At 67.3% G+C, this 21,516-nt stretch carries 20 protein-coding genes; 9 read left to right on the top strand and 11 right to left on the bottom strand.

Features of this window, described 5'->3' with window-relative positions; genetic code table 11:
* Positions 1–2: 2 nt before the first annotated feature.
* Genes BTO20_RS19140 through ypfJ form a run of 3 tightly spaced genes read right to left on the bottom strand, consistent with a single transcriptional unit; the run spans position 3 to position 3,050 of the window.
* Positions 3–527 (bottom strand): DinB family protein, encoded by a 525-nt coding sequence (locus BTO20_RS19140; RefSeq protein ID WP_087077852.1) that lies wholly within the window; start codon positions 525–527, stop codon positions 3–5.
* A complete protein-coding gene (locus tag BTO20_RS19135; RefSeq protein WP_087077851.1) occupies positions 524–2,167 on the bottom strand; it encodes a DUF885 domain-containing protein in 1,644 nt (547 codons plus the stop codon). The genes BTO20_RS19140 and BTO20_RS19135 overlap by 4 nt, the downstream gene beginning before the upstream one ends.
* Positions 2,160–3,050, bottom strand: a complete 891-nt coding sequence (gene ypfJ, locus BTO20_RS19130) for a KPN_02809 family neutral zinc metallopeptidase (protein ID WP_087077850.1) — start codon at positions 3,048–3,050, stop codon at positions 2,160–2,162. Before ypfJ ends, BTO20_RS19135 begins: the two co-directional genes overlap by 8 nt.
* A 74-nt stretch (positions 3,051–3,124) precedes the next feature.
* On the opposite strand from ypfJ, the gene BTO20_RS19125 reads away from it, so the two are divergent.
* On the top strand, positions 3,125–4,654 hold the full coding sequence (locus BTO20_RS19125; RefSeq protein WP_087077849.1) for a carboxylesterase/lipase family protein: 1,530 nt from the start codon (positions 3,125–3,127) through the stop codon (positions 4,652–4,654).
* Here BTO20_RS19125 and BTO20_RS19120 read toward each other — a convergent pair.
* The 3 genes from BTO20_RS19120 to BTO20_RS19110 all read right to left on the bottom strand — a co-directional run bounded on the left by BTO20_RS19120 (position 4,651) and on the right by BTO20_RS19110 (position 7,170).
* On the bottom strand, positions 4,651–5,640 hold the full coding sequence (locus BTO20_RS19120; protein WP_087077848.1) for an IS481 family transposase: 990 nt from the start codon (positions 5,638–5,640) through the stop codon (positions 4,651–4,653). The two genes, BTO20_RS19125 and BTO20_RS19120, sit on opposite strands and share 4 nt — an antisense overlap.
* A 108-nt stretch (positions 5,641–5,748) precedes the next feature.
* On the bottom strand, positions 5,749–6,252 hold the full coding sequence (locus BTO20_RS19115) for an SRPBCC family protein (protein WP_087077847.1): 504 nt from the start codon (positions 6,250–6,252) through the stop codon (positions 5,749–5,751).
* Between the two features lie 36 nt (positions 6,253–6,288).
* A complete protein-coding gene (locus BTO20_RS19110) occupies positions 6,289–7,170 on the bottom strand; it encodes an oxidoreductase (RefSeq protein WP_087082365.1) in 882 nt (293 codons plus the stop codon).
* 74 nt (positions 7,171–7,244) lie between these two features.
* On the opposite strand from BTO20_RS19110, the gene aspS reads away from it, so the two are divergent.
* The 3 genes from aspS to BTO20_RS19095 all read left to right on the top strand — a co-directional run bounded on the left by aspS (position 7,245) and on the right by BTO20_RS19095 (position 10,588).
* Positions 7,245–9,020, top strand: a complete 1,776-nt coding sequence (gene aspS, locus BTO20_RS19105; protein WP_087077846.1) for an aspartate--tRNA ligase — start codon at positions 7,245–7,247, stop codon at positions 9,018–9,020.
* Positions 9,017–9,466, top strand: a complete 450-nt coding sequence (locus BTO20_RS19100) for a nitroreductase family deazaflavin-dependent oxidoreductase (RefSeq protein WP_087077845.1) — start codon at positions 9,017–9,019, stop codon at positions 9,464–9,466. The genes aspS and BTO20_RS19100 overlap by 4 nt, the downstream gene beginning before the upstream one ends.
* A 120-nt stretch (positions 9,467–9,586) precedes the next feature.
* Positions 9,587–10,588, top strand: a complete 1,002-nt coding sequence (locus BTO20_RS19095) for a GlxA family transcriptional regulator (RefSeq protein WP_087077844.1) — start codon at positions 9,587–9,589, stop codon at positions 10,586–10,588.
* A gap of 300 nt (positions 10,589–10,888) precedes the next feature.
* Here the strand turns inward: BTO20_RS19095 and BTO20_RS19090 are convergent, their stop codons facing one another.
* The 3 genes from BTO20_RS19090 to BTO20_RS19080 all read right to left on the bottom strand — a co-directional run bounded on the left by BTO20_RS19090 (position 10,889) and on the right by BTO20_RS19080 (position 14,001).
* Positions 10,889–11,845 carry a TIGR03619 family F420-dependent LLM class oxidoreductase gene (locus BTO20_RS19090; RefSeq protein WP_087077843.1) on the bottom strand — a complete coding sequence of 319 codons (957 nt, stop codon included), beginning with the start codon at positions 11,843–11,845 and terminating at the stop codon, positions 10,889–10,891.
* A 131-nt stretch (positions 11,846–11,976) separates the two neighbouring features.
* Positions 11,977–12,615: an HD domain-containing protein gene (locus BTO20_RS19085; protein WP_087082363.1), complete on the bottom strand. Its 639-nt coding sequence runs from the start codon at positions 12,613–12,615 to the stop codon at positions 11,977–11,979.
* A gap of 201 nt (positions 12,616–12,816) precedes the next feature.
* Complete coding sequence (locus tag BTO20_RS19080; RefSeq protein WP_087082361.1) at positions 12,817–14,001, bottom strand: thiolase family protein; 1,185 nt, start codon at positions 13,999–14,001, stop codon at positions 12,817–12,819.
* Between the two features lie 95 nt (positions 14,002–14,096).
* Between BTO20_RS19080 and BTO20_RS19075 the strand changes: the two genes are divergently transcribed.
* Complete coding sequence (locus BTO20_RS19075; protein WP_087077842.1) at positions 14,097–14,567, top strand: winged helix-turn-helix transcriptional regulator; 471 nt, start codon at positions 14,097–14,099, stop codon at positions 14,565–14,567.
* Positions 14,568–14,573: 6 nt separating this feature from the next.
* Here the strand turns inward: BTO20_RS19075 and BTO20_RS19070 are convergent, their stop codons facing one another.
* Positions 14,574–14,957 carry an MmcQ/YjbR family DNA-binding protein gene (locus BTO20_RS19070; RefSeq protein ID WP_087077841.1) on the bottom strand — a complete coding sequence of 128 codons (384 nt, stop codon included), beginning with the start codon at positions 14,955–14,957 and terminating at the stop codon, positions 14,574–14,576.
* Between the two features lie 24 nt (positions 14,958–14,981).
* Here BTO20_RS19070 and BTO20_RS19065 point away from each other — a divergent pair, with 24 nt between their 5' ends.
* Positions 14,982–15,926 (top strand): DUF389 domain-containing protein, encoded by a 945-nt coding sequence (locus BTO20_RS19065; RefSeq protein WP_087077840.1) that lies wholly within the window; start codon positions 14,982–14,984, stop codon positions 15,924–15,926.
* On the opposite strand, the gene BTO20_RS19060 is transcribed toward BTO20_RS19065, so the two are convergent.
* Positions 15,927–16,691, bottom strand: coding sequence for a GAP family protein (locus BTO20_RS19060; RefSeq protein WP_087077839.1), 765 nt, complete (start codon positions 16,689–16,691; stop codon positions 15,927–15,929). It lies immediately after the preceding gene.
* Positions 16,692–16,902: 211 nt separating this feature from the next.
* On the opposite strand from BTO20_RS19060, the gene BTO20_RS19055 reads away from it, so the two are divergent.
* From BTO20_RS19055 to BTO20_RS19045, 3 genes are read left to right on the top strand one after another with little or no spacing between them, the layout of a single operon-like run.
* Positions 16,903–19,581, top strand: a complete 2,679-nt coding sequence (locus BTO20_RS19055) for a circularly permuted type 2 ATP-grasp protein (RefSeq protein ID WP_087082359.1) — start codon at positions 16,903–16,905, stop codon at positions 19,579–19,581.
* A complete protein-coding gene (locus BTO20_RS19050; RefSeq protein ID WP_087077838.1) occupies positions 19,578–20,492 on the top strand; it encodes a transglutaminase family protein in 915 nt (304 codons plus the stop codon). The genes BTO20_RS19055 and BTO20_RS19050 overlap by 4 nt, the downstream gene beginning before the upstream one ends.
* The gene (locus BTO20_RS19045; protein WP_087077837.1) at positions 20,485–21,507 is read left to right on the top strand and encodes a zinc-binding metallopeptidase family protein; all 1,023 of its coding nucleotides are present in this window, start codon (positions 20,485–20,487) and stop codon (positions 21,505–21,507) included. The genes BTO20_RS19050 and BTO20_RS19045 overlap by 8 nt, the downstream gene beginning before the upstream one ends.
* Positions 21,508–21,516 lie beyond the last annotated feature (9 nt).

The following is a 21,516-nucleotide window of genomic DNA, read 5'->3' as shown; positions in this document are numbered from 1 at the left end:
GGTCAATGGGTGACGTCGTGGGCGTGATGCACGATGTCGTGCAGGTGATACAGCGCGATGGTGGCGACGGTGAATGTGCTGCCGTTGCTGCGCAGGCCGCGCCGCGACCAGGCGCCGTCGGGCACCCGGTCGTACAGGTCGGCAACGACGCCGGCCGCGTCGAACAGCTCACCGGCCACGCGCTGCGGATCCTGGGACGCGTAATCGTCGGCGACGGCGGTGGCGTCCTGATCCCAGTTGGGGAACTGCGGATCGTCTTCGGTGAGCATGAGTTCGACGCGGTGGGCGAAGATGCGGTGTACGTCGCGTACGTGGCACCCGTATTCCAGCGTCGACCATCGGTCGGGTCGGTTCCTGGTGGCGACCCCGGGCTGTTGTAGGCGGGGCACCCAGGCCGCGGCATCGTCGCGGATGTGCCGGGCCACCTCGGTGGGTGGCACGCCGGAGGCGTCGAACCCGCATTCCGGGCACGGCCGGGTGAGCACCCAGGTCCAGTCCTTGCTGTCGGGTTCGATCGGGCCGGTCATGTCGAGAGCGCCGATCGGAGTACGTCGAGCGGCAGGCCGCCGAGATCCAGTGCGCGGCTGTGGAACTGCTTGAGTGACGAGCCGGCGCGCAGTGCCTCGTCGCGCAGCTGCTGCCAGATCCGTTGACCGATCGCGTACGACGGTGCCTGGCCGGGCCAGCCCAGGTACCGGTCGAGTTCGAACTGCAGATTCTCCGGGGCCATGGCCGAATGTGAGGTGAGGAAGTTCCAGGCCCGCTCGGCGTCCCAGACCGCACCGTCGGGTGCGGGTAGGCCGCAGTGCACACCGATGTCGATGACGACGCGGGCAGCCCGGAACCGTTGCGCGTCAAGCATGCCCATGCGGTTGCCGGGGTCGTCGAGCCAACCCAGCTCGGACATCAGTCGCTCGGCGTACAACGCCCAGCCCTCGCCGTGCCCGGACACCCAGCAGCCCAGCCGACGCCACCGGTTGAGCTGGTCGGCCAACGCCACGGCACGGCCGATCTGCAGATGGTGCCCGGGAACACCCTCGTGGAACACGGTTGTGGTCTCCTGCCAGGTGTGGAACCGCTCGACACCAGGCGGCACCGACCACCACATCCGGCCCGGGCGGCTGAAATCTTCCGACGGGCCGGTGTAGTAGATACCGCCGGTCTGGGTCGGTGCGATACGGCACTCCAGACGGCGCAGCGGTTCGGCAATGTCGAAATGCGTGCCCGCGAGCGAGTCCACCGCACGGTCGGAGAGCTCCTGCATCCAGGCCTGCAGCGCATCGGTACCGGTCACCACGTAGCGCGGTTCGTCATCGAGTCGGTGCAGGGTCTCGGCGACCGTGGCGCCGGGATAGAGCTCCTGGGCGATCGACACCTGTTCGGCCACAACCGCTTCCAGCAGCTCGATACCCCATGCGTAGGTTTCGTCGAGGTCGACCTCCGCGCCGAGGAACGACCGCGAGAACAGCCGGTAGGCATCGCGGCCACAGGCATCCTGCGGGCGGGCATGCGGGGCCACGTCGTCACGCAGGGTCGCCGCGAGCCGCAGGTACGCTGCGGCGGCGGCCTCGGCCCCGTCTTGCAACTCCTGATGCAGCGCAGGGCTTCCCAGCGGTGCCCGTGCCGCCATGCCGACGAACAATTGGCCGATCCGTGCGGCTTGTTCGATACCCCGGGTGATCTGGCGGCCTGCCGGGGCGTGCCCGTTGGCCGCCGCGGTCCGCAAGGCGTTGGCGTAACCGTCGGCGCGGTCGGGAATCTGCGACAGGCGCCGCGAGATGACTGCCCAATCGTCTTCGGTCTCGGTGGCCATGAGGTCGAACACATCGCGCATCGACTGCAAGGGTGAGGCGATCACGTTCAGCTCACCCAGATCCAGCCCGGCGTCGTTCAATTCGACGATCACTTCGAGCCGCTCGGTCAAAGCCGCGATGGTCACCACGTCGACATCGTCGACCGGGGTGGTTTCGGCGAGCTCCCGCAGCGTGGCACGGGCCGCTTCGGCACGTGCCGTCACGCCCTCGGAGGAGTAGTCCGTGATCTCCGCGTCGTACTCGGTGTCCGGGCTCTTGATGCCCAGTTCGGTTGCCGCACAGGGGTCCAACCGTGCGTAGGTCTGCAGGTAGCGTTCCGCGACAGCGTCTGCCGCGCTCTGTGCCCTAACCAAGGTCGGTCGCAGCGAACGTGTCGCACTTCTTGGGGTCACCGGTTTGGTAGCCCACGGTGAACCACTTCTGCCGCTGTGCGGAAGACCCGTGCGTCCATGTTTCGGGGGTGACCCGGCCCGTCGCCGCCTTCTGGATCCGGTCGTCACCGACCGACTGGGCGGCCGACAGCGCGTCGGCGATGTCCTTGTCGCTCAATGGTTCCAGGTACGGCACCCCGGTGCTCTCCTGTTTGGTGATCGACGCGTAGTGCGCCCATACCCCGGCGTAGCAGTCGGCCTGCAGTTCCGTGCGCACGCCGGCACCGGTCGCGCCCTCCGGATCCCGTTGGGCCCGGCCCAGCACACCCAGCAGGTCCTGCACGTGGTGCCCGTACTCGTGGGCCACCACGTACTCCTGGGCCAACGGGCCGCCGCTGGAACCGAATTGGTCGACCAGCACCTGGAAGAAGCCGGTGTCGAAGTAGGCGGTCTTGTCCGCCGGGCAGTAGAACGGGCCGACGTCGGTGGTGGCGGGGCCGCAGCCGGTGTTCACCTGATTCGTGAACAGCTTCATGTGCGGTCGCGTGTAGCCCTGGATCAGTTGCGACCACACGCCGTCGACCGAGTTGCCAGTGGCCACCACGCGGCACTCCACGTACTTGTTGGCGTCGGCGCCGGTCTTGCAGTGGCTCAGGTCGATGCCTTGGGTCTGGGCGCCGCCGGTGTCGATTTGCTGTTGCTGCGGCAGGATCGTGCCGGGATCGATGCCGAGGAACATGGCCACCACGACCACCAGCAAGCCCCCGAGACCACCTCCGATGGCCAGTCCACGACCGGGACCACGGCCTCCGCCGCCGGTCGACGTGGTGCTCGTGTCGATCTGCATACCCTCGTTGAAGGTCATCGCGTCGCTCCATCGCAATTCGCCGGTAGGTCGTACTCGACAGCGTGTCCAGCTTGCCACACTAGGATTCACACGTGTCCGTCGTCGCGGAACATCCGACCATCGCCCACACCTCGCTGGGGCGGCTCCGCGGCACCGTCGAGGGCGGTGTCGGGGTGTGGCGAGGTGTCGACTACGCCCAGCAACCCATCGGGCAGCGGCGGTTTCTGGCCCCGCAACCACTGTCCGGATGGACCGGTGTGCGCGATGCCATCGAACATGGACCGTTGCCGCCGCAAGGCCGCTCGTTCGTCGGTGGCGGTCGAGACGACCCCAAGATCCGCGACGAAGCCTGTCTGACCGTCACCGTGTGGTCGCCCGATACGTCGGGATCGCTGCCGGTCATGGTGTGGATTCCGGGCGGCGCATTCGTCTACGGCGCGGGTCAATTGCAGCTCTACAACGGGTCGCGGCTGGCCGCCAACGGCAATGTCGTGGTGGTCAATGTCACCTACCGGCTCGGGGTGTTCGGCGGTTTCGAGCTCAGTGATCTCGGCCCCGGTTTCGACGACAACCTGTGTCTGCGTGACCAGCTGGCGGCGCTGCGCTGGGTGCGCGACAACATCGCCGCGTTCGGCGGGGATCCCGACCGGGTCACCGTGTTCGGCGAATCTGCCGGTGCCACCTCGGTACTGGCGCTGCTGGCCAGCCCGGCCTCGACCGGACTGTTCGCCCGCGCCATCGCGCAGAGCCCGGCGCTACCGCTCATCGCCGACCGGGACACCCGCGCCCGGCAGGCGCGTCGCTTCCTCGCCGAATTGGGCGTCGGAGCCGAAGTGGTGAAGGCCTTACCGCAGCGGCAGTTGCGCCGGGCGGCCGGGCAGTTGCAGCTGGAAAGTGCGCAGCGCACACCGACATTGGCCTACGGGTTGACCTACGGCGTCGACCTGCTGCCTGCGCATCCCATCGAAGCGGCCCGGAGCGGTGCGGTCGGCCAGGTGCCGTTGATCATCGGCACCAACAGCCATGAGGCCTCGATGTTCGCCTGGGGCAAGCCGCCGATGCTGCCGACCACGCGGGCGGGCATCCACGCCTTCTTCGCGCGCACCGATCCGCGCGCGGAATCTCGCGTGCTGGCCGCCTACCCGGAGTTCCCGCGCCGCAGCGCGTTGATCGCCATCGGCTCCGACGTCATGTTCGGCGCGCCGACGTGGGCGTTCGCCGACGCCTACAGTGCTCACGCGCCCACTCACGCCTACCGGTTCGACCACACCACCTGGACGCTGAAAGTGCTGGGGCTGGGCGCGACCCACGGCAGCGAGATCGTCCACATCCAGCACAGCTACAGCTCCTACCTGGGGCGCAAGCTGCACCCGCTGGGGCGGCGCGTGCAGCCGTCGGTGGGCCGGCGGATGCAGCGGACGTGGCTGGATTTCGCCACAGCTGAGGGGCCCGCACGTGAGGAGGACCGGATTTTTCCCGCACGCGAGGAGGACAGAATTTTCCAGGACTGGCCACGATATGACACCGATCGGCGGCTGACCCGGGTGATCCGCTCGACGCGGGACGAGACGGTCTCTGACCCCGACACGGTCAGACGGACGGCGTGGGAGGGCCTGTACTAGGTGTACTGACCTGAGAGGTTAGGCACGCGGCTGGCAGGTGGTTGACCCTTGAGTGCTGTGTGGCCGCGGTGGTGATTGTAGTTGTGTAGCCATCGCGGGTACTCGGCGCAGCGGTCGGTGTCGCTGGTGTAGAGCCGGGCGTAGGCCCATTCGTCGGCCAGGGTGCGGTGGAAACGTTCCACTTTGCCATTGGTTTGTGGCCGGTAGGGGCGGGTGCGCCGGTGCTCGATGTCACCCAGGGCATCGCGAAATTTGTGCGACCGATAGCAGGACCCGTTGTCGGTCAACACTTTCCGCACCGTAAAGCCGCAATGATTGAACCAGGCGTTGGCCCGCAGCCAGAACGCTGCGGCCGTCTCTTTGCGTTCGTCTGCCAGTAGTTCGGAGTAGGCCAGCCGTGAGTGCGCATCGATGGCGGTGTGCAAGAAGTGATACCCCCGCACCGGATTGCCGTACTTGCTGGTCTGCCCTGAACTCTTGTCGGCCTGCCTGTTGCGGCCACCGATAGGTTTTCCCAACATCCGCCAGCCGCCTCCGTCCGGGATCTTGCCCAGCTTCTTGACATCGACATGCACGAGATCGCCGCAGGCCGCGGATTCCATCCGGCGGATGACCCGCCCGGTCGGGCGGTCGAGCCAGCGCAGTTTGGCCAGGCCGTACCGGGTCAGCACGCGGTGCACCGTCGAGGGATGCAACCTCAGCAGATAACCGATACGCGCAGGCCCCCAACGCCGGATGACCCGGACTTTGATGATGCGCCGCTCAGTTCGGGTGGGTGTTCTCTTGGGGCTGTGGTGAGGCCGTGAGCTGCGATCAGCCATGCCGGCATCACCGAGTTCGCGGTACCGCCCGGCCCAGCGAGCTGCGGTGCTCACCGAGACCTGGAACCGCTCGGCAGCCCGCCGCAGCGGCCAACCGTCCTCAACAATGCACCGAGCTAGGCGCAGACGTCCGGTTTCTGACAACGGGGCATTACGGTGGGACATGAAGACCTCCGGAGTGAGTTGGTGCGTTCCTCGACAGCTCGCACTTCACTCGGAGGTCTTCGTCATGTCACTACGCCACGCCGTACCTAACGTCGGTGGTCAGTACAACTAGGTCGCGAACCGCTTGTCGGTGTAGCGCCGCAGATTGTGCAGGAACCGCTGGAACAACCAGGCCATGACGGGCCGCCCCAATGTCATACCGAGCCGGCCTGCGATGCCGCTGGGCTTCATCGCCATCACCCAGGTCAGGTGGGCGCCGTCGGCGGTTTCCACGACGCGGTAGTCCTCCGCGAACGCCGAGATCGCATCCGAGGTGGTGGTGTTGAAGCGGAACGCCATGTGGGAGAACGGTTCCCATGCGAGGAATTCTTCGTCGCCGGTGATGTGGCCGCGCATCGAGACGGTGCGGGTGGTGCCGACGCCGCGGGGCTCGGGGCTGGTCCACTCGACGTTGGTGATCACCGTCGCCCAGTGCGGCCAGGATGTCTCGTCGGCGAGTACCTCGAAGAGCTGCTCGGGGGTGATCGCCAGGTCGACCGTGCTGACGAAGCGGAACGGTGCGGAGTCGATGAAGTCCAGGTCGACGCGTTCGCAGTCGTAGGTACGGGCCATGGGTAGACACCCTAGGGCAAGGTGTCTACTGATCGGTCAGCCCGGCCCGTCGCCTGCCGCGGCCAGCAGCGGCACCACCACGTCACTGATCGGGGTGGGCAGTCCGTGGGTGGCGCCCTTGCGCCGGATCACGCCATTGCGGATGTCCCACTCCAACGGCCTGCCGGCCTCGCGGTCGGTCAGCATCGACGTGGTCAGGTCCTCCGGAGACCGCGCGAGCATGTCGACGATCTCGTCGATCACGGAGTCGCCCAGCGTCGCTCCCTCGGCCCGGGCGACGGCAAGGCATTCGGCCAGGTACCCGCGGGCCAGGGCGGCGACGTCGTCGCGCCGGAACATCCCCGAGCGCCGGCCGGAGAGCACCATCAGCCCGACCGCGGCGTTGACCAGCAGCTTGCGCCACGCCGCGCTGAGGAAGTCGGGGTCCAACTCGACGGTGTCGGGCGGGAACAGTTCGGCCACCGCACGGGCGGCTGCAGTGTCGGGCAGCACGAGACGCAGCCGATTGCGCAGCCGCACCCAGCCCCGCGGCATGGTCTCGGCCGAGATCCAGATCGCCGCGGGCACCACCGTGCCGGCCGGGCAGTATCGCCCGACCCGCTCGACCTGCTCGACACCGTTCTGCAGCGCGCACACCACGGTGCCGGGGCCGCACAATCGCGCCAACCACGTCGCCGCAGCTTCGTTCTGGGTGTCCTTGACCGCGAGGAACACCACGGCGGCGGGGCCCGCCACAGCGTCCGGGTCGGTGTGCACCGGACCTGGCACGATGATCGCCTCGCCGTCGTCGGGGCGCACGTCGATCGACTCGCGCGGCGTCCGTCCGTATACCTCGACCCGATGCCCGGCAGCGTGCAGATATGCCGCTATTGCCGAGCCGATGGCACCGGGGCCGACGACCGCGATAGGGGAGTTCACGATCGCCAAGTTACCGGTGCCGACCCACTCTCTAGACTGGTCACTCGTCCCACCCGTCTTAATGAGGAGTATTTGTGCTGCGCAGTCATGCCGCCGGTTCGTTGCGGGCCACCGATGCCGGTCAGAAGGTGACGTTGGCGGGTTGGGTGGCGCGTCGTCGTGACCACGGTGGCGTCATCTTCATCGACCTGCGCGACGCGTCCGGTGTGTCGCAGGTGGTGTTCCGCGAGGGTGACGTGCTGGCCGCCGCTCACCGGCTGCGCGCCGAGTTCTGCATCGCTGTGACCGGGATCGTCGAGGTCCGCCCGGAGGGCAACGAGAACGCCGAGATCCCGACCGGTCAGATCGAGGTCAACGCCACGTCGTTGACCGTGCTGGGGGAGAGCGCCCCGCTGCCCTTCCAGCTCGACGAGACCGCCGGTGAGGAAGCCCGGTTGCGCTACCGCTACCTGGACCTGCGCCGCGAGGGTCCGGGCCATGCAATTCGCTTGCGCTCGAAGGTCAATGCGGCCGCGCGCGGCGTGCTGGCCGATCACGACTTCGTGGAGATCGAGACCCCGACGCTGACGCGGTCGACGCCGGAAGGCGCCCGCGACTTCCTGGTGCCCGCGCGGCTGCAGCCCGGCTCGTTCTACGCGTTGCCGCAGAGCCCGCAGCTGTTCAAGCAGCTGCTCATGGTCGCCGGGATGGAGCGGTACTACCAGATCGCGCGCTGCTACCGGGACGAGGATTTCCGTGCGGACCGCCAGCCCGAGTTCACGCAGCTCGACATGGAGCTCAGCTTCGTCGAGGCCGACGATGTCATCGCCATCGCCGAAGAGGTGCTGCGGGCCGTGTGGTCGACCATCGGCTACGACCTGCCGCTGCCACTGCCGCGGATCAGCTACGCCGAGGCGATGCGCCGGTTCGGCTCCGACAAGCCCGACCTGCGATTCGGGGTGGAACTCGTCGAGTGCACCGAGTACTTCAAGGACACCACGTTCCGGGTGTTCCAGGCGCCCTACGTCGGCGCTGTCGTCATGCCCGGCGGGGCGTCGCAGCCGCGCCGCACGCTCGACGGCTGGCAGGAGTTCGCCAAGCAGCGTGGCCACAAGGGGCTGGCATACGTGTTGGTAGGTGAGGACGGCACCCTGGGCGGCCCGGTGGCCAAGAACCTCACCGACGCCGAACGCGACGGGCTGACCGAGCATGTCGGCGCCAAGCCCGGTGACTGCATCTTCTTCGCTGCAGGTCCGGCCAAGGGGGCCCGAGGGCTACTCGGTGCGACCCGCATCGAGATCGCCAAGCGGCTCGACCTCATCGACCCGAACGCGTGGGCATTCACCTGGGTGGTGGACTTCCCGATGTTCGAGTCCACCGACGAGGCGACGGCTTCCGGTGACGTCGCGGTGGGGTCGGGAGCCTGGACGGCGGTGCACCATGCCTTCACCGCACCGAAGCCCGAGTCGGAGGGCACCTTCGACACCGATCCCGGCAACGCGTTGTCCGACGCCTACGACATCGTCTGCAACGGCAACGAGATCGGCGGCGGGTCGATCCGTATCCATCGTCGCGACTTGCAGGAGCGGGTGTTCGCGATGATGGGTATCAGCCACGACGAGGCCCAGGACAAGTTCGGATTCCTGTTGGACGCCTTCACTTTTGGTGCACCGCCGCACGGCGGCATCGCCTTCGGCTGGGATCGCATCACCGCGCTGCTCGCGGGTGTCGACTCGATCCGCGAGGTCATCGCCTTCCCGAAGTCGGGTGGCGGTGTCGACCCGCTGACCGACGCGCCTGCGCCGATCACCGCGCAGCAGCGTAAGGAATCCGGAATAGATGCCAAGCCGGAGAAGCTGGAAAAAGCATGACCGAGATGGACCAGGAGAAGCTGTTCACCGACCAGGCCGCGCTCGATGCGTTCAACCGTGGCGTGGTCGACGAATTCCGCGCCAACAGTGGCAAGGTCGGTGGCCAGTTCGAGGGCGGCGACCTGCTGTTGCTGCACACCACCGGTGCCAAGTCCGGCAAGCCGCGGCTGACCCCGCTGGCCTATGTGACCGTCGACGGCAAGATGCTCATCGTCGGGTCGTATGCGGGTGCGCCCAAAGACCCGGCGTGGGTGCACAACCTGCGGGCCAATCCGCAGGTGCGCATCGAACTCGGCGCAGAGACTCTCGACGCCATCGCCCGTGAGCTGCCCGCCGACGAGCGCGACGCGACGTACCCGAAGCTGACCGAGCTGGCACCGGCATTCGCTGAGTACCAGGCCAAGACCAGCCGGGCGATCCCGCTGTTCGAGCTTGTCCGGGCGTAACTCACCTCAACTGCGCCGGAACTGCATTCCCGGTCGTTAAAGCGTGCGCTCAACGACCGGGAATGCAGTTCCGCGGGTGGGAGCCCCCGCGCGAGTGTCGGAGGCGGCGATAATCGGCTGATGACTCAGCGTGCGTCCGTCGCACCCCAGACGGTCCCGCGCTGCGTCGCGATCCTCGTCTACGACGGTGTCACCATGCTCGACGTCGCCGGCCCGGCGGAGGTGTTCAAGGAGGCCAACGGGTTCGGTGCCGACTACCGGATCGTGTTGCTGTCCCCGCTAGGTGAGGACGTCACGTCGAACCTCGGATTCAGGGTCGCGGTCGACGGCGCCGTTTCCGCGGAGCCCGCCCCGGACACCTATCTGGTGCCGGGCTCCGACCGCTATCCGCGAACACCTGTGCCGCGAAATCTGGCGGAAGCCGCCCGGGTCCCGGCCGCCGGAGCGCGTCGTGTCGCGTCGATCTGCACCGGCGCATTCATCCTCGCCGCCGCGGGCCTGCTCGACGGCAAGCGTGCGACGACGCACTGGCGGGCCGCAGCCGAGCTCACCGCCCGCTGCCCGACATGCCGTGTCGAACCCGACGCGATCTATGTCCGTGACGGCAGCACATACACGTCGGCGGGAGTGACCGCCGGAATCGATCTGGCTCTCGCACTCGTCGAAGAAGACCACGGTCCGGACGTGACCCGCGACGTCGCTCGTGCCCTGGTGGTGTACATGCAGCGTTCCGGCGGTCAGTCGCAGTTCTCCGCTCCACTGCAAGGACCACCGCCCCGGTCACCGGCGTTGCGGAAGGTGACCGACTTGGTGACGGCGAACCCGCAGGACAACCACTCGCTCGGGGAACTCGCCGAGCACCTGCACATGAGTACCCGGCACCTCACCAGGCTCTTTCACGAAGAACTGTCCACGACGCCGGCCCGCTATGTGGAGAACATCCGCTTCGACATGGCCAGGGCGCTGCTCGATCAAGGGCACACCGCAACGCGGGCAGCGGCTCTGGCAGGGTTTCCCAGCTACGAGAGCATGCGACGGGTTTTCGCCAGAAAGCTCTCCATCAGCCCCGCGGCCTACCAGCGCCGGTTCAGCACGGCACGTCGCGCCGGTGCAGACGAGTAGTGCGTGATCTGAGGTGACGTGTGCGACGCGCCTACGGGCACGCCTGACGAATGAGGGCCGCCGTCTGGGCAGGCTGTGACATGTAGACGGCAGGACCATCCGCGCGGTGCCGGATCCGAAGCGCCGCAGGGGTTCCTTGGTGACGGCGTGGAACACCGCCTCCGGCGCAGCGCCGCCGGCAACGAGCATCGCGATACGCCGCAACGACGCCTCGGTCGCCGCAAGTTCACGCAGCCGGTCAGCGTCAGCGGTGGCCACGGCGATGCGCCTCCGTCGGGCGGTGGCTTGGAACGACTTTCGTCATGGCACCACCAGCTGCTCACGGATTTCGACCGCCGTCTCGAGCATCTGCCGAGTGCTGGTGAACCAGTCCTGCAGATTCAGATCGACGATGAGTTCGTCGGCGCCGGCGTCTGCGGCCGTCCTGGCATCGTCGAGGATTTGATCGAGAGTGCCGACGAACGCCGATCGGTCATGTCCTGCCGGGCGTGTGGTGAAGGTGACGTTTCCCACCACGACCAATTCCATCCGAGATGCGTCGCGGCCATAGGCGGAGGCCATGTCGCGGATACAGTCCCAGCTTGCGCGCAGGTCCGCGGCTCCGGCCGGACCCGGTGTGGTGAGCACCGGCAACCAACCGTCGGCATGTTGGGCAATGCGCTGCAGGGCTTTGGAACTCGTGCTGCGGCCCAAGTTGCGGCCACCGCCACCCAGCATCACCGGGATTTTCGACACCGGCTTGGGCAGCACGTCGGCGTCGCGGATGACGACGCGAGATCCCCGGAAATTCACCGGGTCCGGGGCCCACACCGCATCGAAGACATCCAGCGTTTCGTCGAGAAGGCGACCACGATCGGCTCGGGTGGCGCCGGTGGCCTGCAGCTCATCGGTGGACCACCCGGTGCCCATCCCCGCGATCACGCGTCCGCCGCTGATCTGGTCCACCGTGGCAAGTGCCTTCGCCAGCTGCACGGGTGTGTGCAGTGCGGCAACCAGAACTGCGGTACCGAGGCGCACCTTTTCGGTCACCACGGCCGCTGCCGTGAGGACGGCGAGGGGGTCGGCGGCCTGCCGAGAGCTTTCCGGCCACGGCACGTTCGGCGGGGCATACGGTTCGGCGGGCATCTGCGGGAACAGCAGCCGTTCGTACGTCCACACACTGGCGTACCCGGCGGCTTCGGCTGTCCGGGCTGCTTCGACCACATCGTGTTGCAGGTCGACTCCCAGCCTCTGGGGCAGCCGTAGTCCGAGTTTCATGTGCGGTTTCCTGTCTGGCAGTGATGGTCGTGGGTGCGGCCGGATGTGTTGCGTACCGGACAGCTACTCAAACCGAGACGCAATTTGCTGGGGGACAAGAATTCCGGACGTCCCGCGTCGACGTGTCGCGGTCAGCTCGGCCAGGCCGAGCCGAGCATGCGCTCGACTGTGGTGGTACGCCGGAAACCGGGGAGGAAGTGCTCCACAACGTCGGCGTTGACGGTGCCGTTCGTCGTGTTCGGGCGGTTCTTCAAACCGTCGAAATAGGCTTGGAGGAACTCGTTCTTGAAATCACCTCGTGGGTGAACGGCGAGGATTTCGGACACCTGGTCGTCATGGAGCTCGTTCAGGCCGAACCCGACGACGTCGGTCAGCACCCCCAGATACATGGTGGCGATCTCCGGGCCCAAGCGGTCAGGGATGCCCGGTGTCGTGTGCAGTGCGATGGTCGTCCAGACCGTTTCGGCGGCCGCGGGGGAGAAGCCGCGTTCGAGCAGGAACTGGCGCCCGTGGTCGGCCCCGTCGACCTCGAAACGCTGTTCTGCGTCAGAGAACGGCCGCTGCAGGCCGGTGTCGTGGAACAGGGCAGCCAGGTAGAGCAGTTCCGGATCCGGTGCCACACCGAGCCGCTGGGCGTGGATCTGCGCGAAGAAGTAGACCCGACGGGAGTGATGGTAGATGAGCGGGGTGGTGGTCTCGCGGATGAGGTGAGTCGCTTCGGTGACGGCGGCGGTGTCCGGAACCTCAACGCCGGCAATGGTTTCTGACATGAGTTCGTGCTTTCTGGTGATGACGGTCAGCTTGGGTATGTCATCCATGCTGACGGTCACCGCGTGCTCAGCGCTGCCTTGGTTCGGCCAGAAAGCCCTCAAATGTGGACGTGTCACCACCCCGCCGCGCCGGAACTGCATTCCCGGTCGTTAAAGCGTGCGCTCAACGACCGGGAATGCAGTTCCGCGGGTGGGGTGCGACTACAGCCGCTCGATGATGGTGGCGTTGGCCATGCCGCCCGCCTCACACATGGTCTGCAGGCCGTAGCGGGCTCCGCGCTGTTCGAGCGCGTTGACCAGCGTCGTCATGAGCCGCGCACCGCTGGCCCCGAGCGGGTGGCCGATCGCGACGGCGCCGCCGTTGACATTGGTCTTCGCGAGGTCGGCGCCGGTGTCGGCCGCCCAGGCGAGCACGACAGGGGCGAATGCCTCGTTCACTTCGAACAGGTCGATGTCGGAAATCGTCAAACCCGCACGGGCAAGCACTTTTTCGGTCGCTGGGATGACACCGGTCAGCATGTAGAGCGGATCGGAGCCGACCACTGTGGCGGTGTGGATGCGGGCCCGCGGTCGCAGGCCGAGCCGCTTGGCGGTGTCGCTGCTGGTGATCATCACCGCGGCGCTGCCGTCAGACAGTGGCGACGAGTTACCCGCGGTGATCTCCCAATTGATCTGCGGGAAACGCGTCGCATAAGCCTCGTTGTAGAACGCGGGCTTCAGCCCTGCCAGCGTCTCGACGGTGGTGCCGGGCCGGATGATCTCGTCGGTGGCCAGTCCGGCGATCGGGACGAGCTCGTTGTCGAAGAGCCCGGCCTTGGTGGCGGCCGCGGCTTTCTCATGGCTGCCTGCCGAGAAGTCGTCGAGCTGGGTGCGGGACAAGCCCCACCTGGCAGCGATGAGCTCGGCGCTGATTCCTTGCGGGACAAGACCTTCGGAGTAGCGCTGGGCGAACGCGTCGCCAAATGGATCGCTGCCGGACAGGATGTTGGTGCCCATGGGTACGCGTCCCATGGATTCCACGCCGGCTGCGATGACGATGTCGTAGGCACCGGCCACCACGCCCTGGGCGGCGAAACTGATGGCCTGCTGCGAGCTGCCGCACTGCCGGTCCACCGTGGTCCCTGGCACGCTCTCCGGGAAGCCGGCACCGAGCAGGGCGTTGCGGGCGATGTTGGCGGCCTGGTCGCCCACCTGGGTGACGGCGCCGCTGATGACGTCGTCGATCTGCGCCGGATCGATGCCGGTGCGATCGACCAGTTCACGCAGGCTGTGCGCGAGCAGATCCGCCGATTTCACCCCGTGCAGGGCGCCGTTCGCCTTGCCTTTACCGATGGGAGTGCGTACCGCACCCACGATCACGGCATCCCGGCCTGAATATCCGGACATCATTGCCTCCTGAGCCTCGCCGCTGAGTACTGCTGTCTATACTCAGATGTAACACCTAGGTTCAGTTCCAACAACCCAGCGATAGAGTGATGTGCATGACAGTCCTGCAGGGCGCACTCGCCGACCGTGATGCCTGGTCGGCGGTGGGGCGCTGCCCGATCGAGAAGACAATGGCCCTCGTCGGCACCAAATCGGCGATGCTGATCATGCGCGAGGCCTACTACGGCACCACCCGGTTCGACGACTTCTGGCGCCGCGTCGGCGTCACCAAGGCCGCCGCGTCGGCGCGGCTGAGTGACCTGGTCGAGGCCGGGCTGCTGGAGCGCAGGCCGTACCAGGAGCCGGGGCAGCGGGTGCGCGACGAGTACGTGCTGACACAGGCCGGCAGGGAATTCATGCCCGTGGTGTGGGCCTTGTTCGAGTGGGGGCGCCGCCACGTGCCCAACGATTCGCCGCTGCGGCTGGCTCACGCCGGCTGCGGTGCTGAGGCCACGGTCGAGATACGCTGCCAGGAAGGGCATCTGGTACCACCCGACGAACTCGTCGTCCGAATCGGCAAGGACTGACGGGAACTACCTCTGCCCGTCGGCCAGGAACTTCTTCGCCACAGTCTTCGGTGCCTGCGTCAGCCATGATTCGGTGATCAGCTCGGTCAACTCCGGGATGTCAATTGCCGCCAGCCGCACCAGTATTGCCGGATAGCCGTCGAAATGCGGGGTGGTGAAGTAGACATCAGGCTTGTCGGCGATCAGCGCCCACTTCACGCCCTCGTCGGGTACCCGCGCGCCGAGAATGTCGCCGTCGGGAGCGTCGTCACCGAGCGCCTCGAAATCCGCCTTGCGCAACGGCCGCTCCCAGGCCACGAGTTTCTTCCGTACCCGCCACGTCCGCGGCGAGGTTTGGCCGGTCTCCGGTAGGGCGGCCACCACCTGGGCCACGTCATCCCAATTCGCCATGGGCCAGAACGCTACTCTCGGGCCGTGTTGCACCTCCGCGTGATCGCTCCTGCCGAACTGCGCAATCCGATCCTCAACGTCCTGCAGCGAGAGCCCGGTGTCACCCACATCGTGCTGCATCCCAACGCGGCCGTGGAGCCGGCCGGTGACGAGATCACTGCCGACATCGCCCGCGAAGCCGCCAATGACGTTGTGGAGCGGCTCAAGTCGCTCGACGTGCAGAATCTCGGCGCGATCACGCTCGAAGTGCTCGACACGGTGTTGTCCAGTGCGGCCTACCACGCCGAGGATGCCGCTGACGGCGACGCCGCCGATGCGGTGGTCTGGGACGAGCTCGTGGCACGTACCCGCGACGAATCCCAGTTGAACGTCACGTTCCTGCTGTTTCTGTGCATCGCGTGCCTGCTCGCCGCCGTCGGCGTCCTCACCGACTCGCCGGTCACCGTCGTCGGGGCGATGGTCGTCGGGCCCGAATTCGGCCCCCTCGCCGCCTTGGCCGTCGCCCTGGTGCGCCGTCGCATGTCGTTGGCGCGGCGGGCGTCCGCAGCACTGCTCATCGGCTTTCCGGTGGCGATGGCCGTCACCGCAGGCGCCACGTTGGGGTTCGAGGCCTTGGGCTGGGTGGAACTGACCAGCACGCGCGAGCTGCACGGGGTCGATTTCATCTTCCAGGTCGGGCCGTTCTCGTTCGTCGTGGCGCTGCTTGCCGGTGCGGCGGGAATGCTGTCATTGGTATCGGCCAAATCAGCGGCGTTGGTGGGTGTCTTCATCTCGGTCACGACCGTGCCCGCGGCCGGCTTCGCGGTGGTGGCGGCCACGATGGGGGACTGGGACATCGCTGCTCAGTCGGTCGCGCAACTTGCCGTCAACCTCGTCGGGATCACGATCGCCGGCGTGCTGGTGCTCGCGGTGTACCGCAGGCTGCAGACGGCGAAAGAGTCCGGCGGGCGGCGTTCCGCCGGCGTCTGATCACAAGTGGCTGATACCCAAGCCGACGAAGAACACGCCGACCGCACCGGCGATCATCGCGACCACCAGCCGGTGATGGGACTTCATCCAGGCGTACAGCCGCTCGACGCCCGAGCGGGTGGCGTCAGGCGCGATCCAGAAACTCAGGATCGGAATCAGCGCCCCGGAGAAGGCCACCAGGTTGAAGGTCACCAGCGCGCTCAATTGCTGGCCGACCGCGGTACCCGAGGTGAGTACCGCCGCGATGGCGCCCAGGTAGTACGGCGAGGGAATGCCGTTGCTCAAGCCAAGCAGTCCCGCCGCCCATGCGGCCTCGCCGCGCAGCGCGGCCTTGATGCTTTCGGGCAGTTTGGAGATCACCGGCAGGGAGTCCAGTGTCGGCGGTTCCACCGGCTCGGTGGGCGAGGAATCCGTCGTCGGATCACCCGGATGGTCGCCGACGCCGGCGGGCACCGCCACGCGCTTGTTGCGGACCCGGTGGAACAGCCGCTCCAGCAGGCCGGTGGCCGACAACACCGCGATGAGGCCCGCCAGCACGCCGATCGTGATCTCGATTCCGGGGTGCACGGTGCGGTCACCGAGCGCGCTCTCCCGGAACACGAATACCACCGCCACGGCGACGGCCACGTTGGAGGTGAAGCCGGCGAGGAAGAACGGCAGCAACAACTTGACGGGCCGCGCGCGCGACACCATGTACGCGATCACCCCGATGCGCAACGGGTCGGTTGCGGCCACGAGAGCCATCACCAGCACCGTGCTCCACATGCGGGCGGGCCCATCCTTTCGTCAGCTATCTCCTGCTGATTGAACCAGCGCGCGCTGGGTGCGGCCCGTGCGGCATGCTCCGGGCGGCTCGTCCGACGCGGTGACCAGGGCCGGGAGGTCACGTCTTCGACATCCGAGGCGGGCGGCCGGCGAGCCGATGTGGGCGCGCCGGGCAGCCGGACGGGTGGCGGTTGCGTACCGTTCTGCAGTGATGGTTCTTCGCGCAAACGGCTCGCCGGACGCCGCTGCCGGTGGCGTGAGCACCGATGTCGACGGTGTGCTCGCGAGTTATCGCCGCACCCGCGCTCAGCAGGCGCTGTTCGAGGTGCGCGGAGCCCGGGCTGCCACCGGCTACGACGAGTTCCTCGACGCCGCGGGCAATGTCCGCCCGGCCTGGCGGGAGGTCGCGGACTGTGTCGGCGAGCGGGGCCGCAACGGGCTCGACCGGTTGCGCGGCGTGGTGCGTGGCCTGGTGGACAACGACGGCATCACCTACATCCAGGTGGATCGGCACGGCGAGGTGGTCACCGACCCGGACGGCACGACGTTGCCCGGCCCTTGGCATCTGGACGCGCTGCCGCTGGTGATCTCGTCGGCCGACTGGGACACACTGGAATCGGGTCTGGTGCAGCGGTCCCGGCTGCTCGACGCGGTGCTCGCCGATCTTTACGGACCCCGGCGGTCGATCACCAGCGGCACGCTGCCCGCTCAGCTGCTGTTCGCCCATCCCGGTTATGTGCGCGTCGCGCGCGGCATCGAGGTGCCGGGTCGGCACCAGCTGTTCCTGCACGGCTGCGATGTCAGCCGCAGCGGCGACGGCTCATTTCTGGTCAACGCCGACTGGACGCAGGCGCCGTCGGGTGCGGGCTATGCGCTGGCCGATCGGCGGGTGATCGCCCATGCCGTCCCTGAGCTCTATGAGCGCATCGGCCCGCGACCGGCCTCGCCCTGGGCGCAGGCGCTACGCCTGGCCCTGATCGACGTCGCACCCGAGGCGGCCGAAGAGCCGGTGGTCGTGGTGCTCAGCCCCGGCATCCATTCCGAGACGGCCTTCGATCAGGCGTATCTGGCGGGGGTGCTGGGTTTTCCCCTCGTGGAGAGCGCCGATCTGGTGGTGCGTGAGGGCAAGCTGTGGATGCGGTCGCTCGGCACCCTCAAACGGGTGGATGTCGTGTTGCGCCGCATCGACGCCGATTACGTGGACCCGCTTGATCTGCGGCCCGATTCGCGCCTGGGCGTGGTGGGGCTGGTCGAGGTGTTGCGGCGCGGCGCGGTGAGCGTGGTGAACAGTCTGGGCAGCGGTGTGCTGGAAAGCCCTGGGCTGCTGCGGTTTCTGCCTCAGCTGGCCCAGTTGCTGCTCGACGAGACCCCGCAGCTGCAGACCGCGCCCGTGTACTGGGGCGGTATCGACGTGGAGCGCTCGCAACTGCTCACCAAGTTGGCGTCGTTGCTGATTCGCTCTGCCGACGGCGTCGAGTCGATCGTCGGGCCTACGCTGTCGATCGCTCAGCGTGACACCCTGGCCGCCCGCATCGAAGCCGCGCCGTGGCGTTGGATCGGGCAGGAGCTACCGCAGTTCTCGTCGGCGCCGAGCGATTACCGGTCGAGCGGGTTGTCGGCGAGCAATGTGGGGATGCGGCTGTTCACCGTCGCGCAGCGCAGTGGTTACGCACCGATGATCGGTGGGCTGGGGTATCTGGTCGCCCCCGGCGCCGCCGCGTACCGGATGAATACCGTTGCAGCCAAGGATATCTGGGTGCGGTCTCCGACACGGGTGACGGCAGAGAAGATCCCAACGGCACCCGTCGAGCTTGTCGTTCCGACGATGACGTCGAGCCGAACCGAGGCCGTCAGCTCGCCGCGCGTGCTGTCCGATCTGTTCTGGATGGGTCGCTACGCCGAACGTGCCGAACAGATGGCGCGCCTGCTCACCGTCACCCGCGAGCGGTACCACGAATACCGCTACCGGCAGGACACCCCGGAAAGTCAGTGCGTGCCTGTGTTACTCGCGGCCGTCGATGCCATCACCGGTGCCGACGCCGAAGCCGACAGGGATGATCACGAGACCATCGCCGTCGCGCCGACCACGCTGTGGGCGGTCACCGCCGACCGGCACCGGCCCGGTTCGCTGGCGCAATCGGTGGAACGGTTGGGGTTGGCCGCCCGCTCGGTGCGCGACCAGATGTCCAACGACACCTGGATGGTCCTGGCCGCCGTGGAACGGGCAGTGTTGCGTGCCTCGGCATCTCCGCCGGATTCGCAGACCGCCGGCGAGACCTACCTGGCGACGGCGCACAGCCGAACGTTGTCGGGCATGCTCGCGCTGTCGGGCGTGGCGGCCGAATCCATGGTGCAGGACATCGGCTGGAGCCTGATGGATGTCGGCAAGCGCATCGAACGCGGCCTGGGCCTGACGGCGCTGCTCTGTGCCACCCTGACAGAGGTGCGCAGCCCGGCGGCCGAACGCACGGTGATGGAGTCCACCCTGGTGGCCTGCGAATCGTCGGTGATCTACCGGCGGCGCAACCCCGGAGTCGTCAGCGTCGCGGCACTGGCCGAGCTCATGCTGTTCGACCCGCAGAACCCGCGTTCGCTGGTGTATCAGTTGGACCGGCTGCGTACTGACCTCAAAACCCTTCCGGGAGCATCGGGTTCGTCACGATCCGAGCGGCTCGTCGATGAGATCGCCGTCCGCCTGCGCCGAATCGATCCGGCGGACCTGGCGATCGCAACAGCCGACGGCGTGCGGTCCGAACTCGCTGAACTGCTCGACAAGATGCACAGCGATCTGCGCGACCTCTCGGGCGTCATCACCGCCGCGCACCTCTCGCTGCCCGGCGGTATGCAGCCGTTGTGGGGGCCCGACGAAAGACGTTTGGTGCCGTCATGACCGGACCCGATGCTGCGAGCCGTCGCTACGACATCACCCATCGCACCGTCTACCGCTACTCCGACGACGTCACCAGCTCCTACGGTCGCGCCTTCCTCACGCCGCGCGAATTGCCCGGGCAGCGCAGGCTTTACCACGAGCTGCTGATCGAACCTGACGCCGCCGACAGCTCGACCGGCCGCGACGCCTACGGCAACATCAGTTCCTACTTCCATGTCCTGCAGCCACACCGCACACTGAGCATCACCGCGCGGTCGGTGGTGGAGGTGCAGCCGCCCGCTCCGGAGCGTTACACCGCCGGTTCGGCACGGGCGCCCTGGGAGATCGCCCGGCCGGTCGGCGGCGACGGCGCGCTGGCCACCGAGTTCACCATGGACCTGCAGCCGTCGGAGATCACCGATGCGGTACGCGATTATGCCGCACCGAGTTTCGTTCCGGGTCGGGCGCTGATCGATGTGCTGCGCGATCTCAACTCGCGGATCTTCGCCGACTTCACCTATCGATCCGGGTCCACCACGGTGTCCACCCAGGTCGCCCAGGTGCTCCGGGCCCGCGAAGGCGTCTGCCAGGATTTCGCGCGGCTGGCCATCGCATGCCTGCGGGCCAACGGGCTGGCCGCCAGCTACGTCTCCGGATACCTGGCGACAGACCCACCGCCCGGCAAGGACCGCATGATAGGCGTCGACGCCACACATGCCTGGGCCTCGGTATGGACCCCGCAGAACGTCTGGCTGGGCCTGGATCCCACCAACGACCAGATGGTCGACGAACGGTATATCGTCGCGGCTTTCGGGCGCGACTACGCCGACGTGCCGCCGCTGCGCGGCATCATCTACACCGATTCGGACAGCAGCACGATCGAGGTTTCGGTGGATGTGGCACCGTACGCGGGAGGTGTGCTCAGTGCGTGACTTCAACTGCCCGACATGCGGTCAGCGGTTGGCGTTCGAGAACTCGCTGTGCCTGTCGTGCGGCAGCGCGCTGGGCTTCTCGCTCAAGGACATGGCGCTGCTGGTGATCACCGACACCGATCAAGCCGCCCACGCCGGGGCCGTGGACGAGGACAAGTATCGGCTGTGTGCGAATCTGCATGTGGCTCAATGCAATTGGCTGGTACGAGTCGGTGGGGACCCGTTGTGTGCGTCGTGCGCGCTGACCCGCACGAGGCCGGCCGACACCGACACGTCGGCCCTGGCGGCATTCGGTGAAGCCGAGATGGCAAAGCGCCGCCTGATCGCCGAACTGCACGAACTGCGGTTACCGATCGTCAGCCGCAGTCAGGACCCGCAATTCGGGTTGGCGTTCGATCTGCTCTCCAGCGCGTCCGAGCAGGTGATGACCGGGCATCAGAACGGTGTCATCACGATCGATCTCGCGGAAGGCGACGACGTGCACCGCGAGCAGTTGCGCATCGCGATGGACGAACCGTACCGCACCCTGCTCGGCCATTTCCGCCACGAGATCGGGCATTACTACTTCTATCGGCTGATCGCCCCTTCGGCCGACTACGGTGAGCGGTTTCACGAATTGTTCGGTGACCCCGACGCGGACTACCAGGCTGCGTTGGACCGGCACTACGCCGACGGCGCCCCGGCGGGCTGGGAGGACACCTACGTATCGTCCTACGCCACCATGCATCCCGCCGAGGACTGGGCGGAGACCTTCGCCCACTATCTGCACATCCGCGACACCCTGGACACCGCCGCGGCGTTCGGATTCGCCCGCGCGGGTGCGACGTTCGATCGACGGGTATTGGGCCCCAGCGGTTTTGACACCATCATCGAGATGTGGCTACCGCTGTCATGGGCGCTCAACATGGTCAACCGCTCGATGGGCCACGCCGACCTGTACCCGTTCGTCCTGCCGCCGGCGGTGCTGGAGAAGATGCGGTTCGTGCACACCGTCATCGACGAGGTCACCGCGTAGCCGCTCACC

The sequence above is a fragment of the Mycobacterium dioxanotrophicus genome (assembly GCF_002157835.1).
Classification (GTDB): domain Bacteria; phylum Actinomycetota; class Actinomycetes; order Mycobacteriales; family Mycobacteriaceae; genus Mycobacterium; species Mycobacterium dioxanotrophicus.
This window is presented reverse-complemented; position numbering and strand designations above follow the sequence as displayed.

Excerpts from the sequence above, each read along its gene's own strand:
- BTO20_RS19140 (WP_087077852.1), bottom strand. The coding sequence starts at position 527 with ATGACCGGCCCGATCGAACCCGACAGCAAGGACTGGACCTGGGTGCTC.
- ypfJ (WP_087077850.1), bottom strand. The coding sequence starts at position 3,050 with ATGACCTTCAACGAGGGTATGCAGATCGACACGAGCACCACGTCGACC.
- BTO20_RS19120 (WP_087077848.1), bottom strand. The coding sequence starts at position 5,640 with ATGTCCCACCGTAATGCCCCGTTGTCAGAAACCGGACGTCTGCGCCTA.
- BTO20_RS19115 (WP_087077847.1), bottom strand. The coding sequence starts at position 6,252 with ATGGCCCGTACCTACGACTGCGAACGCGTCGACCTGGACTTCATCGAC.
- BTO20_RS19100 (WP_087077845.1), top strand. The coding sequence starts at position 9,017 with ATGACCGAGATGGACCAGGAGAAGCTGTTCACCGACCAGGCCGCGCTC.
- BTO20_RS19095 (WP_087077844.1), top strand. The coding sequence starts at position 9,587 with ATGACTCAGCGTGCGTCCGTCGCACCCCAGACGGTCCCGCGCTGCGTC.
- BTO20_RS19090 (WP_087077843.1), bottom strand. The coding sequence starts at position 11,845 with ATGAAACTCGGACTACGGCTGCCCCAGAGGCTGGGAGTCGACCTGCAA.
- BTO20_RS19085 (WP_087082363.1), bottom strand. The coding sequence starts at position 12,615 with ATGTCAGAAACCATTGCCGGCGTTGAGGTTCCGGACACCGCCGCCGTC.
- BTO20_RS19080 (WP_087082361.1), bottom strand. The coding sequence starts at position 14,001 with ATGTCCGGATATTCAGGCCGGGATGCCGTGATCGTGGGTGCGGTACGC.
- BTO20_RS19075 (WP_087077842.1), top strand. The coding sequence starts at position 14,097 with ATGACAGTCCTGCAGGGCGCACTCGCCGACCGTGATGCCTGGTCGGCG.
- BTO20_RS19070 (WP_087077841.1), bottom strand. The coding sequence starts at position 14,957 with ATGGCGAATTGGGATGACGTGGCCCAGGTGGTGGCCGCCCTACCGGAG.
- BTO20_RS19060 (WP_087077839.1), bottom strand. The coding sequence starts at position 16,691 with ATGTGGAGCACGGTGCTGGTGATGGCTCTCGTGGCCGCAACCGACCCG.
- BTO20_RS19055 (WP_087082359.1), top strand. The coding sequence starts at position 16,903 with ATGGTTCTTCGCGCAAACGGCTCGCCGGACGCCGCTGCCGGTGGCGTG.
- BTO20_RS19050 (WP_087077838.1), top strand. The coding sequence starts at position 19,578 with ATGACCGGACCCGATGCTGCGAGCCGTCGCTACGACATCACCCATCGC.